The sequence below is a fragment of the Enterobacter sp. PL_is379 genome, assembly GCF_055817355.1.
Genome location: NZ_JBVPGT010000028.1, coordinates 194507 through 207371, shown reverse-complemented (window position 1 = coordinate 207371; position 12865 = coordinate 194507). Strand labels below are relative to the sequence as shown.

Below are 12865 nucleotides of genomic sequence, written 5' to 3'. Positions count from 1 at the left end.
TCAGAGTCCAGTAATCAGGAGAATCAGGTGAAAGAGACCACCGCCTGGGTTGCCCCTATCGAATCCCTTCCCGCCAGCCTTAAACCGATTGCCGCCATGCAGAAAAAGCATTTTGGCGCGGTGCTGAATCCCACCCGCTGGTGGGGGCGCATGCCGCGTCTGTTCTGGCTGGTGGCGCTGTTTGTCGGTTTTCTGGAGCGTCGTCGCGCGCGCCTGACGCCCGTGCTTCGTTCGCTGCTCATGACGCGGGTGTCCCAGCTCTGCCACTGTGCTTTCTGTATTGATGCCAACAGCCTGCGGCTGGCCGAGCGCTGCGGCGCGCTGGATAAGGTTCAGGCCGTGGGGGACTGGCAGGATTCCACTTTGTTCTCCGAACAGGAGCGCGCGGCGCTGGCCTACGCCGAGGCGGTGACCGCAACGCCACCCCGGGCGGATGAGGCCATCAGAACGGCGCTGAAGCGCCACTTTACGGATGACGCCATCACCGAGATGACGGCGCTCATTGCCTTTCAGAATCTCTCCGCCCGCTTTAATGCCGCGCTGGATATTCCGGCTCAGGGGCTGTGCGCCACGTTTAATGAGACGCCTCATGCTTGACCGTCACCTGCACCCGCGGGTAAAGCCCGTTCTGAATCGTCTGGTTTCCGTGCTGGACAGGCCGGGCATTACGCCCGACGGATTAACCCTGACCGGGTTTGCGATTGGCGTGCTGGCGCTGCCGTTTCTGGCCCTCGGCTGGTATCCGGCGGCGCTGGTCGTCATCGTGCTGAACCGCCTGCTGGACGGTCTGGACGGGGCGCTGGCGCGCCGCAGGGGGCTGACCGATGCGGGAGGATTTCTCGATATCGCGCTCGACTTTCTGTTCTACGCCCTGGTGCCGTTTGGCTTTGCGCTCGCTGCTCCCGCAGAGAATGCGCTGGCGGCCGCCTGGCTGCTGTTTGCGTTTATTGGTACCGGCAGCAGTTTTCTGGCGTTTGCGGCGCTGGCCGCGAAGCACGACATCGACAACCCCGGCTATGCGCACAAGTCGTTTTATTACATCGGTGGGTTAACGGAAGGGACGGAGACCATCGCGCTGTTTGTGCTGTGCTGCCTCTTCCCGGCGCACTTTACGCTATTCGCGTGGATATTCGGCGCGCTGTGCTGGCTGACCACCACAACGCGCGTCTGGAGCGGCTACGTGACGCTGAAGTCACTCACCCCTTAGAGAGCGCTTTCTGGCCCGCGCTCACCGGTTGTCACCGGGTTCTGCGGGTGACTGCTCCATTCGTACCAGCCGCCGTCATAGACGGCGATATTCTTCCAGCCCATCGCCCGGGCGTACATAAAGGTTTCGGACGCCCGCCAGCCGGTGCCGCAGTAAAACGCGACGTGCTGTTCCGGCAGAATATTCCAGCGCTTCCACTGGGCGGCGATGTCGTCCGCACTGCGCATGGTGCCATCCGGGTTATGGAAATCCTCCATGTGGGTAGCATCGCTGCCCGCATGACCCCAGCGGGCACCGGCTATTTCACCTTTTGGCTTGATGTAGCTGTAGCCGCTGGTTTCGCCGATGAACTCCGGCCACGAACGAATGCTGACCAGGGAGGCATCCTGACGGTGCAGCATCCCGCGCGCCTGTTCCATATCGACCATCAGCTGCGGCTGGCCGGGGATTGGCGCGCCGAAATCGGGGGCTGGCGTCACTTTGCCGGGCGTGCCGCGCTCAACCGGGAGGCCTGCATCTGACCACGCCTTCCAGCCGCCGTCGAGAATACGCACATCCTTCACGCCCGCATACAGCATAATCTGCGCCACGCGCGCGGCGGCGTAGACGTCGCGGCCATACAAGATGACGGTGGTGTCGTGGCGGATCCCGTGCTTCGCCAGCATCGCTTTCAGCTTGTCGTCGGAGACTTTATTCCACAGAGGCTCGCTTTCCACTTCGTTAGTATCGATGTAGCCCGCGCCGGGAATGTGGTTCAGCAGGTAAAACTTCGGTGCGCCCCAGGCGGCTTCGATCACTTTCCAGTCACCCGACGGCGCGGCGGTCACGGGTTTACCCTGCTGGAGGCGGTGGATCCACTGCGGGTAAACCAGCTGTTCAAAATGAGGCAGGCGCTGAAGGCGGTCGGGTGTCTGCAGTGCATCGCTGAGCAGCGAAACGTGGCGGTATCCGGCTTTCTCCAGGCGGGCTTTCACCGCCTGGTTATCGTTCTCGTCACCATACAGGGCGATGGTCGTTGCAGGGGTAAGCTGATGCAGTTTTGCCCAAAGCGCAATCTGCTCGTCGCTCATGGCGCTGAGCCAGGCGGCAGCAAGGTTGGGTGCAGCGGGTTCATGCCCGGAGGGGCCGCTGAGCGTCTGCGGCCAGCCGTTGTAAAACGCGCTGGCGCGGGTGTCGACAGGCGTGCCGTGCTGCGCCTGAAGCTGAGACAGCGTGATGGCGTTGGGCATATCAGCCGTCAGCGAGGAAAAAGAAGCGAGGCCGCAGAGCAGGGCCAGCGCGGTCAGTTGAGAAACACGTTTCATCGAATAACCTGACGTCAGTAAAAGAGGGGGGCATTGTCGTCTCTCCCGAATCGGAAAACATTGCGTTAGCACATTATTGCCAGCGAGAAATCTCAATCAGCTCGCCGCCGGGCGGAATATCGTCTTCATCGTGCGTGACCAGCACCACCGGAATATTGCGCGCGCGGACGGCGTCAAACACCCATGCCCGAAATGAGGCCCGCAACGCTTTATCGAGGCGGCTGAACGGTTCGTCCAGCAGCAGCGCCTGCGGCTCCGCGAGCAGGGCCCGCAGCAGGCTGACCCGGGCGCGCTCCCCGCCGGAAAGGGTGGCCGGATCGCTGGCGTAATGACCGCTCAGCCCGGCGGAATCCAGCGCCTGTTCGACCGCTTCCCGACGCGCGCGCCCGGCGAGCCGTTCAGGCAGCGCCAGCAGCAAATTTTGCCCGACGCTGAACGGGTCGAACAGCAGCGCGTCCTGAAAGAGAATACCCAGCCCGCGGGACTCAACGGGAAGTCCGTCGCAGCGACGCGCGTCGAGCCACAGTTCGCCCCGTGCCTGGAAATCGTCTGACAGCGCGCCGACCATCCACGCAAAAAGGGTCGATTTTCCGCTGCCGGACGGCCCCATCAGGGTGACGATCTCCCCGCGGGGCACGCAAAAACTGACCTCGCGGAAAAGCGGTTCGATGGTGAGATCTTTTACCTTCAGCATTATCGTAATCCTTGACGGTAGCGGCCCGCGAGCCGGGATAACAAGGCGGCAAGACCAAACACCGTGCCCGTGACCAGCAGTAATCCCAGCGCCCGGTTAGCGAGAATCGGGATGCTGCCTCCGCTGCTGAGCGCGACGGTTTCGGTGGTCAGCGTGGCGAAACGCCCCGCGCCCAGCCACAGCGTCGGCATGTATTGTGCCATGCTGACGGAAAAGCCGGTGGCAAAGGCCAGCAGCGCAGGGCGCACCAGCAGGGGGCATTTCAGCAGCAAGAATATTTTTTCCCGTCGCCAGCCGAGCGTTCTGGCGGTAAGAACAAGTCGGGGATCGATCCGCCGCCAGGCGGGTTGCAGCACCAGCAGCGTCCACGGTAATACCCACAGGAGGTGGCTCCAGAGTACGGCGGCGTAGCGCCCGTCGAGTCCCAGATGCAGCGCAATGGCATACTGGCCGGTGACGAGCGGCAGCGCCGGAAGGGCGAGCGGTAACCATACCCACAGTGTGCCGCGCTGCGGGCCCCATTCTAGCCAGAGAACGCTGATGAGCAGGGCGATCAGGCTCGAAAGCAGCCCGAAGGAAAGGCTGGTCCCCACGGGACCTACGTCGTCCCGCTGCGCCAGCATCAGCAGCACCGCGGCGCACAGGATGCCACACGCGGGCAGAAAGCCGCTGAGTGTACGTACAGGCAGAACGCGCTCAGACCTGCGACGTGTCCCGCTGAGGTCAGGAACCCTGCGGCGCCATGCCTTCCATAAACCGTACCCAAGTGCGGCAAGCGCGGCCAGCAGCACGAGGAGAAGCAGGCACAGCAGCGTCCCTTTTGCCTGCTGCTGCGCGTCGCCCTGGCTCAGCCACTGCCAGGCCAGCACGGCCAGGGTAGGCGGGTTTCCGGGCCCGAGCACGATCGCCACGTCCACGACCGACAGCGACCACGCCAGCACCGCCAGCATCACCGCGCCGAGAACGGGCGCAATCGCCGGAAGGATCAGCCAGCTGAGCGTCTGAAAACGCCCATAGCCAAAGGTTTGCAGGACGGTCTTCTGCAGTGCGAGCCGTTTTTCCGGCAGGACGGCGTAAATGGCCCACAGGACAAACGTACTCTCTTTGACCGCGAGCGTCAGGCCCAGACCGACGCCGTAGCGGTCAAACGGCGGAGAACAGACGGTGCAGATCTGATAATACAGACCGCCCTCGGCAAACAGCAGTAACGCGCCGGTGGCGAACGCCACATGGGGGATCGCGAGTAGCCACGGCAGGCGGGTCGTGAGACGTCGCCAGCGCTTACCAGGCCACAGAAGGCTGACGAGGAAAAGGGCAATCAGCAACGCCCCCAGCGTGGCGATGAGCGTTGAGACCAGCGTGGCGACGGTCGCCTGAGGTAGCTGCGGATCGTTCAGCAGCCACAGCCAGTTTGTCACCGAAAACGCCGGGGCAAGCAGCATGGCGCCGGCGGGCAGGATCGGCAGATAAATCACCGCCATCGCCAGCCAGACAAGCCCGCTCAGCGGGTGCCGTAACGACGCAGCCATTCCTGCTCCAGCGCGTTCACCCAGGCGGACTGCGGCTCTGCAAGCACCTTCGGCAGCCCCTGCGGCGTGTGGGCGAGCAGTTGTTTCGCTTCACCTTCGGGCATCGTTTTCGCATCCAGTACGCTTGGGTCTCCCCATATGGCCGGGTCGGCCTTGCGGATTTGCGCCCGCGGTGACAGCAGGAAATTAGCGACCACTTTCGCCCCCGCGCTCGCGCTGGCATTGGCCGGAATCGCCACAAAATGGACGTTGCCGAGCATCCCGCTCTGGAAACCAAAGCTGTAGCTGTCGGCGGGCAGTTCGCTGCTCGCCACTTTCTGCTGCACATGGGCCGGGTTAAAGGTCAGCGACAGGTTCAGACTGCCGCGGGCAAGCAGGGTGTCCATGCGCGCGGGTGAAGGGGGGAAGTCTTTGCCTTCGCGCCACATCAGCGGGTGCAGCTTATCGAGGTAGGCCCAGAGCGGCGCGGTAACGTGGTCAAACGTTTCATCGGGTGCTTTTTGTAAAGCCTCAGGGCGATCGGTGAGCGTCAGAAGCAGCTGCTCAAGAAATGCCGTGCCGGTAAAATCGGGCGGGCGAGGATAGCTGACCTTGCCCGGGTGCTGCTGTGCGTAAGCCAGCAGCGCCTGAGGATCCTCCGGCGGCGTCGGCATGCTGGCTTTGCGGGCGATAAAGGTCAGCTGCGCACCGCCCCACGGGGATTCCGCGCCGTCTGTGGGAATTGCAAAATCCTCCGTAACGGGCTTGCGGGTATCGACATAGCGCCAGTTTGGCAGCGTCTGCGCCCATCCGGTTTGCAGCAGGTTCGCTTCTTTTAACGTGCGGAAGTTTTCGCCGTTAACCCACAGCAGGTCAACCGAGCCGTTGGCCTTGCGCCCCGCGGCGGCTTCGGTCTGAATACGTTTTACCGCGTCGGCGGCATCCGCCAGCGGGACGATTTTGAGGGTAATGGCATTGTGCGTTTGCATCTCACCGCTGACCCACTCAAGGTAGCGGTTGACCGCCGGATCGCCGCCCCAGGCGTTAAACCAGACGGTCTGGCCTTTGGCCTGTTGTTGGATAGCGTGCCAGCTTTCGGCGGCAGAGAGAGGGGCTGCCAGCAGCAGACCGATCAGGAACGCGCAAAAACGCACACGGCGCATAATGCCTCACTTTTTAGCAGACGGGAGATAACGGGAAAACAGCCGGCGGGTGACCAGCGGTAATAACCCCAGTAGTGTAAAGGCGAATATCATGCCCGGCGACAAAATATCGCGCAGCGAGGTCACTTTTCCCAGCTCGCGCCCGGCGTTCAGAAAGACAACCGTCGCGGGCAGCATGGCGACCTGGCTGACCCACCAGTAGCGAAATACGCCAATCCGGGTCAGCCCCATCAGCAAATTCACCAGAAAAAACGGGAACAGCGGCATCAGGCGCAGGGCAAAAAGATAGCCCGCGCCGTCATGCGACATACCGGCGTTCACCGTTTTCATCTGCTGAGCAAACCGCCGCTGGACCCCGTCGCGCAGCAGATAACGACTGGCGAGCATGGCCAGCGTGGCCCCGAGCGTGGAGGCGAACGAGACCAGCGCGGTGCCTTCCCACAGGGGAAATAACGCCCCGCCCAGCAGGGTGAGGATCGCCGCGCCGGGTATCGACAGGGCGGAGACCGCGACATAGAGCGCAAAAAAGATCAGCGCGCTGCGCAGCGGCGCGTGGTCGACATGGGAAAGTAACGCCTGCTGGTGAGTTTTAATCCCTTCCAGGGAGAGGGTTCCCGGGGGAAGCATGACAAACGTCAGAATAAATGCGCCCAGAAGGGCGCACAGGAAAGCGATTTTTCGAATGTTCACGCGTCATTACAGCTTGAATTTAGCCCACACCGGCGCGTGGTCGGACGGTTTTTCCATGCTGCGGATATCGTAGTCGATCCCGGTTTCGATGCAGCGCTCGGCCAGCGGCGAACTGGCCAGCAGCAGGTCTATACGCAGGCCACGGTTGTCGTCAAAGCCTTTTGAGCGGTAGTCAAACCAGGAGAAGCGATCCTGCGTTTCCGGGTTGGCATTGCGGAAGGTATCCACCAGGCCCCAGCCCAGCAGGCGCTCCATCCACTCACGCTCTTCCGGCAGGAAGGAGCATTTGCCGGTACGCAGCCAGCGTTTGCGGTTCTCTTCGCCAATACCGATATCGAGATCCGTCGGGCTAATGTTCATGTCGCCCATGATCAGCACCGGATTCTCTTTTTTGAGTTCAGTTGTCAGGAAGTCCTGCAGATCCTGATAAAACTTCGCTTTGGCCGGGAATTTGGTTTCATGGTCACGGCTTTCACCCTGCGGGAAATACCCGTTAATGACCGTGATATTCCCGAGCGCAGAAGGCACTTCCGCCATGATGATGCGACGCTGCGCTTCTTCACCGTCGCCAGGGAAGCCGCGACGCACGGAAACCGGCGGCGCTTTGGTGAGCAGCGCGACCCCATAGTGTCCTTTCTGACCGTGATAGAAGACGTTGTAGCCGAGTTTCGCCACCTCTTCGAGGGGGAACATGTCGTCGTGAACCTTTGTCTCCTGCAGGCCGATCACATCTGGCTGATGTTGCTCAACGATAGCTTCAAGCTGATGAGGACGGGCACGCAGGCCGTTGATATTAAAAGAGACAAATTTCATAGTCGCTGCCAGTGCAAGGTGAATAGTGCATGGATGGTAGCAGAATTTGCGTCAACTGTTACCGGGTTCGACCAATAACTGCGACAGATAATGCCGGTGGTGCAATATTTGCACCATTCTGACGCGTCTCGCCCCCAAACAGGGCGTAAATGACCGATAAATTTCGCGAGCGATCACAATTCCAGAATTATATTTGGCCTGTGCATACTCTTTCTGATTTTCATGCGGCAAAGCGCCGCTTGTCGTAAAAATATTCACTTTTTATGCACTAACAGTGAATAACTCCATGTCGTAACTTGTTGATATTCTGTTACCTCAACCCGTTTATGCATTTTTATCGCTGGCTGGCACGAAGGCTGCAATCTACATTCACAGTGCAAACACTCAATTATTTAACATTCAAATAACCTTTTATTTACCGGATGAGGTCGCTATGTCTCTGTCAATTACGCGTGAAAATTTCGATGAATGGATGATGCCGGTTTACGCTCCGGCGGCTTTTATTCCGGTTCGTGGGGAAGGCTCGCGCCTGTGGGATCAGCAGGGTAAAGAGTACATCGACTTTGCAGGTGGGATTGCGGTCAACGCGCTGGGTCATGCGCACCCGGCGCTGCGTCAGGCGCTGAACGACCAGGCGGCGAAGTTCTGGCATACCGGCAACGGCTTTACCAACGAGCCCGCGCTGCGCCTGGCCAAAAAACTGATCGACGCGACGTTTGCGGAGAAGGTCTTTTTCTGTAACTCGGGGGCGGAAGCCAACGAGGCGGCGCTGAAGCTGGCGCGCAAATATGCGCACGATAAATTTGGAACCCACAAGAGCGGTATCGTGGCGTTTAAAAATGCCTTCCACGGACGCACGCTCTTTACCGTCAGCGCGGGCGGTCAGCCTTCCTACTCGCAGGATTTCGCACCGCTGCCGCCGGATATTCGTCACGGCATCTATAACGATCTGCAGTCCGCCAGCGAGCTGATTAACGACACCACCTGCGCGGTGATCGTCGAGCCGATGCAGGGCGAAGGCGGCGTGCTTCCGGCGCAAAAAGCCTTCCTGCAGGGGCTGCGCGAGCTGTGCGATCGTCACGATGCGGTCCTGATTTTCGACGAAGTGCAGACCGGCGTGGGCCGCACCGGCGAGCTGTATGCCTATATGCACTACGGCGTGACGCCGGACGTGCTTTCGACCGCCAAAGCGCTGGGCGGCGGCTTCCCGATTGGGGCGATGCTGACCACCGATAAATTCGCCAGCGTAATGACCGTGGGCACCCACGGCACCACCTACGGCGGCAACCCGCTGGCTACCGCCGTTGCCGGACAGGTTCTCGATATCATTAACACTCCTGAGGTGCTGAAAGGCGTTAAGCAGCGTCACGACTGGTTTGTCGAGCGTCTGAATGCCATCAACAGCAAAACGGGGCTGTTTAAAGAAATTCGCGGTCTGGGGCTGTTAATCGGCTGCGAGCTCACCGCTGAGTTTGCCGGGAAAGCTAAACTTATTTCACAGGAAGCGGCAAAAGTGGGCGTAATGGTGCTGATTGCCGGTGCCAACGTGGTGCGTTTTGCGCCTGCGCTGATCGTCAGCGAGGAAGAGGTGCAAACCGGTCTGGACCGTTTTGCGCTGGCGTGTGAAAAAGTGAAATCCGGGGTGTCATCATGATGGTCATCCGTCCCGTTGAGCGCGGCGATCTCGCCGGGCTCATGCAGCTTGCCGGTAAGACGGGAGGCGGGCTGACCTCGCTTCCTGCCGATGAAAAAACGCTGTCGGCGCGCATCGAGCGCGCCCTGCATACCTGGCAGGGGACGTTGCCAAAAAGCGAGCAGGGGTATGTGTTCGTGCTGGAAGACACCGACACGGGAACCGTGGCCGGGATCTGCGCCATTGAAGTGGCCGTCGGGCTTAACGACCCGTGGTACAACTACCGCGTCGGCACCATGGTTCACGCCTCGAAAGAGCTGAACGTCTATAACGCGCTGCCCACGCTGTTTCTCTGTAATGACCACACGGGGGCCAGCGAGCTGTGCACGCTGTTCCTCGATCCGGCGTGGCGCAAAGAGGGCAACGGCTATCTGCTCTCCAAATCGCGCTTTATGTTTATGGCCGCCTTCCGCGATCGCTTTAACGAAAAAGTGGTCGCAGAGATGCGCGGCGTGATCGACGACACCGGCTACTCGCCGTTCTGGGAGAGCCTGGGCGAGCGCTTCTTCTCGATGGAGTTCAGCCGGGCGGACTACCTGTGCGGTACCGGCCAGAAAGCTTTTATTGCCGAACTGATGCCGAAGCATCCTATCTATACCCATTTCCTCAGCCCGGAAGCGCAGGCGGTGATCGGCGAAGTGCATCCGCAAACCGCCCCCGCCCGCGCGGTGCTGGAGAAAGAGGGCTTCCGTTACCGGAACTATGTCGACATCTTTGACGGCGGGCCTACGCTTGAGTGCGATATCGACCGCGTGCGCGCAATCCGTAAAAGCCGGCTGGTTGAGGTCTCTGAAGGCCAGCCCGCGCCGGGCGACTGGCCCGCATGCCTGGTGGCGAACGAAAATTACGCCAACTTCCGCGCCATGCTGGTGCGAACCAACCCGAAATGTGAACGTCTGGTGCTGACGGCTGCTGAGCTCGATGCCCTGAAATGTAACGCCGGCGATACGGTTCGCCTGGTGCGTCTCTGCCCTGAGGAGAAAACAGCATGACATTATGGATTAACGGTGACTGGGTCACGGGTGAAGGCGAACAGCGCGTAAAGACCAATCCGGTTGGAAAAGAGGTGCTCTGGAAGGGGCATGACGCCAGCGCCGCGCAGGTAGATCAGGCCTGCCATGCCGCTCGCCGTGCGTTTCCGGCGTGGGCAAAACAGCCTTTCGCCGTGCGCCAGGCAGTTGTTGAAAAGTTTGCCGGGCTGCTGGAGGCAAACAAGGCCGAGCTGACGCGCATCATCGCGTCTGAAACCAGTAAACCGCGCTGGGAAGCGACAACCGAAGTGACGGCGATGATCAATAAAATCGCCATTTCGGTCAAGGCGTACCATACCCGTACCGGCGAACAGCGCACCGACATGCCGGACGGCGCGGCCACGCTGCGCCACCGTCCGCACGGCGTGCTGGCGGTGTTTGGTCCGTACAACTTCCCGGGGCATCTGCCGAATGGCCACATTGTGCCCGCGCTGCTGGCGGGCAATACCGTTATTTTCAAACCGAGCGAGCTCACGCCATTAACCGGCGAGGCGGTGGTTAAGCTGTGGGAACAGGCCGGTCTGCCGCCGGGCGTGCTGAACCTGGTGCAGGGCGGACGTGAAACCGGCCAGGCGCTGAGCGCGCTGAGCGATATCGACGGCCTGCTGTTTACCGGCAGCGCCGGGACGGGCTATCAGCTGCACCGCCAGCTGGCAGGGCAGCCGGAGAAAATTCTGGCGCTGGAGATGGGCGGCAACAACCCGCTGATTGTGGAAGATCCTGATGATATCGACGCCGCGGTGCACCTGACGATTCAGTCCGCCTTTATTACCGCCGGACAGCGCTGCACCTGTGCCCGCCGCCTGCTGGTCAAGCGCGGCGCGCAGGGCGATGCCTTCCTGAAGCGTCTGGTAGAGGTGAGCGCGCGCCTGGTACCTGCCGCGTGGGATGCCGACCCGCAGCCGTTTATCGGCGGGCTGATTTCTGAACAGGCCGCGCTGAACGTACTGAAGGCCTGGCAGGACCACGTCGCGCGCGGCGCGAAAACCCTGCTCGAGCCAAAGCAGGTTCAGCCGGGCACCTCGCTGCTGACGCCGGGCATCGTTGAGATGAGCGGCGCGAGCAACGTGCCGGATGAAGAGGTCTTTGGCCCGCTGCTGTGCGTCTGGCGCTACGACGATTTTGATGCGGCCATTGCGATGGCCAATAACACCCGCTACGGCCTGTCGAGCGGGCTGATTTCGCCGCATCGCGAGAAGTTTGAACAACTGCTGCTGGAAGCACGCGCCGGTATTGTGAACTGGAATAAACCGCTGACCGGGGCCGCGAGCACCGCGCCGTTCGGCGGCGTGGGCGCGTCGGGCAACCATCGCGCCAGCGCGTGGTATGCCGCTGATTACTGTGCGTGGCCGATGGCGAGCCTGGAAACCCCGGCGCTGACGCTGCCGGACACGCTGAATCCGGGGCTGGACTTTACCGGAGGGGATCGTCATGAAAGCGCGTGAAGTTAACTTTGACGGGCTGGTGGGGCTGACGCACCACTATGCCGGTCTCTCTTTTGGTAATGAAGCCTCGACGAAGCATCGCTTTCAGGTCTCGAACCCGAAGCTGGCGGCGAAGCAGGGGCTGCTAAAAATGAAGGCGCTGGCGGATACCGGTTTCCCGCAGGCGGTGATCCCGCCGCAGGAGCGTCCGAACGTGGCGGTGCTGCGTCAGCTCGGCTTTAGCGGCACCGATGAGCAGGTGGTTGAAAAAGCGGGTACGCAGACGCCGCACCTGCTCTCGGCGGCAAGTTCGGCCTCCTCGATGTGGGTGGCCAACGCCGCGACCGTCGCGCCGTCAGCCGATACGCTGGATGGCAAAGTTCATCTGACGGTGGCGAACCTGAACAATAAATTCCACCGCGCCACCGAAGCGGAAACCACCGAGCGCGTGCTGCGCGCCATTTTCAGCCAGGACGCCCATTTTGAGGTGCATCAGGCCCTGCCGCAGGTGGCGATGTTTGGCGACGAAGGCGCGGCCAACCATAACCGCCTGGGGGGCGATTATGGCGACCCGGGCCTGCAGCTGTTTATCTACGGGCGAGAAGAGGGGGGCCACGCTGCGCCAACCCGCTATCCTGCGCGTCAGACGCTGGCGGCCAGCCAGGCCGTTGCCCGCCTGAACCAGGTCAATCCTTCCCAGGTGATTTTTGCCCAGCAAAACCCGCATGTGATCGATCAGGGCGTGTTCCACAACGACGTGATTGCCGTTTCCAACCGCCAGGTGCTGTTCTGTCACGAGCAGGCGTTTGCCCATCAGGAGAAGCTGCTCGCCACGCTGCATGAGCGCGTGCGCGGCTTCACGCCAATTCAGGTGCCAACGGAGGCGGTGAGCGTGCAGGACGCGGTCGAAACGTATCTGTTCAATAGCCAGCTGCTGAGCCGCGATGACGGCAGCATGATGCTGGTCCTGCCGCAGGAGTCCCGGGATCATCAGGGCGTGTGGCGCTACCTGACCGAGCTGGTGAAGGCCGATAACCCGATTGACGAACTGCGCGTGTTTGATCTGCGCGAAAGCATGGCTAACGGCGGTGGCCCAGCCTGTTTACGTCTGCGCGTGGTCTTGACCCAGGACGAAATGCAGGCGGTTAACCCGGCGGTCATGATGAACGATACGCTCTTTACGCGGCTGAATGACTGGGTCGATCGCTACTATCGCGATCGGCTAACGCAGGCGGATCTGGTTGACCCGCAGCTTCTGCGTGAAGGACGCGAGGCGCTGGACGCATTATCGACAATCCTGCAGCTGGGATCGGTTTACCCGTTCCAGCGCTAAAGGAG

Annotated in this window: 12 protein-coding genes; 6 read left to right on the top strand and 6 right to left on the bottom strand. The window is 61.2% G+C overall.

What is annotated here, in order from left to right; all coding sequences use genetic code 11:
• Nucleotides 1-27: 27 nt before the first annotated feature.
• Entirely contained in the window at nucleotides 28-597 is a 570-nt protein-coding gene (locus AC0TOY_RS11815; protein ID WP_370883853.1) for a carboxymuconolactone decarboxylase family protein, read from the top strand.
• On the top strand, nucleotides 590-1207 hold the full coding sequence (locus tag AC0TOY_RS11810; RefSeq protein ID WP_370883852.1) for a CDP-alcohol phosphatidyltransferase family protein: 618 nt from the start codon (nucleotides 590-592) through the stop codon (nucleotides 1205-1207). The genes AC0TOY_RS11815 and AC0TOY_RS11810 overlap by 8 nt, the downstream gene beginning before the upstream one ends.
• Here AC0TOY_RS11810 and AC0TOY_RS11805 read toward each other — a convergent pair.
• The 6 genes from AC0TOY_RS11805 to xthA form a co-directional block, all read right to left on the bottom strand.
• Nucleotides 1204-2511, bottom strand: a complete 1308-nt coding sequence (locus AC0TOY_RS11805; protein WP_473721872.1) for a sulfurtransferase — start codon at nucleotides 2509-2511, stop codon at nucleotides 1204-1206. The two genes, AC0TOY_RS11810 and AC0TOY_RS11805, sit on opposite strands and share 4 nt — an antisense overlap.
• Nucleotides 2512-2584: 73 nt before the next feature.
• On the bottom strand, nucleotides 2585-3205 hold the full coding sequence (locus AC0TOY_RS11800; protein ID WP_032650925.1) for an ATP-binding cassette domain-containing protein: 621 nt from the start codon (nucleotides 3203-3205) through the stop codon (nucleotides 2585-2587).
• The gene (locus AC0TOY_RS11795; RefSeq protein ID WP_473721871.1) at nucleotides 3205-4734 is read right to left on the bottom strand and encodes an ABC transporter permease family protein; all 1530 of its coding nucleotides are present in this window, start codon (nucleotides 4732-4734) and stop codon (nucleotides 3205-3207) included. The genes AC0TOY_RS11800 and AC0TOY_RS11795 overlap by 1 nt, the downstream gene beginning before the upstream one ends.
• On the bottom strand, nucleotides 4707-5867 hold the full coding sequence (locus AC0TOY_RS11790; protein ID WP_473721906.1) for an ABC transporter substrate-binding protein: 1161 nt from the start codon (nucleotides 5865-5867) through the stop codon (nucleotides 4707-4709). The genes AC0TOY_RS11795 and AC0TOY_RS11790 overlap by 28 nt, the downstream gene beginning before the upstream one ends.
• Nucleotides 5868-5882: 15 nt before the next feature.
• Nucleotides 5883-6566 carry a TVP38/TMEM64 family protein gene (locus AC0TOY_RS11785; protein WP_090417315.1) on the bottom strand — a complete coding sequence of 228 codons (684 nt, stop codon included), beginning with the start codon at nucleotides 6564-6566 and terminating at the stop codon, nucleotides 5883-5885.
• Between the two features lie 6 nt (nucleotides 6567-6572).
• On the bottom strand, nucleotides 6573-7379 hold the full coding sequence (xthA, locus tag AC0TOY_RS11780; RefSeq protein ID WP_032645347.1) for an exodeoxyribonuclease III: 807 nt from the start codon (nucleotides 7377-7379) through the stop codon (nucleotides 6573-6575).
• A 433-nt stretch (nucleotides 7380-7812) separates the two neighbouring features.
• Here xthA and astC point away from each other — a divergent pair, with 433 nt between their 5' ends.
• The 4 genes from astC to astB are packed head-to-tail and all read left to right on the top strand — an operon-like array spanning nucleotide 7813 to nucleotide 12860.
• Entirely contained in the window at nucleotides 7813-9033 is a 1221-nt protein-coding gene (gene astC / locus AC0TOY_RS11775; protein ID WP_048991592.1) for a succinylornithine/acetylornithine transaminase, read from the top strand.
• A complete protein-coding gene (gene astA / locus AC0TOY_RS11770; protein WP_061715461.1) occupies nucleotides 9030-10064 on the top strand; it encodes an arginine N-succinyltransferase in 1035 nt (344 codons plus the stop codon). Before astC ends, astA begins: the two co-directional genes overlap by 4 nt.
• Nucleotides 10061-11548, top strand: a complete 1488-nt coding sequence (gene astD / locus AC0TOY_RS11765) for a succinylglutamate-semialdehyde dehydrogenase (protein ID WP_148769519.1) — start codon at nucleotides 10061-10063, stop codon at nucleotides 11546-11548. The genes astA and astD overlap by 4 nt, the downstream gene beginning before the upstream one ends.
• Nucleotides 11535-12860 carry an N-succinylarginine dihydrolase gene (gene astB, locus AC0TOY_RS11760; RefSeq protein ID WP_148769518.1) on the top strand — a complete coding sequence of 442 codons (1326 nt, stop codon included), beginning with the start codon at nucleotides 11535-11537 and terminating at the stop codon, nucleotides 12858-12860. The genes astD and astB overlap by 14 nt, the downstream gene beginning before the upstream one ends.
• The last annotated feature ends 5 nt before the right edge of the window (nucleotides 12861-12865 follow it).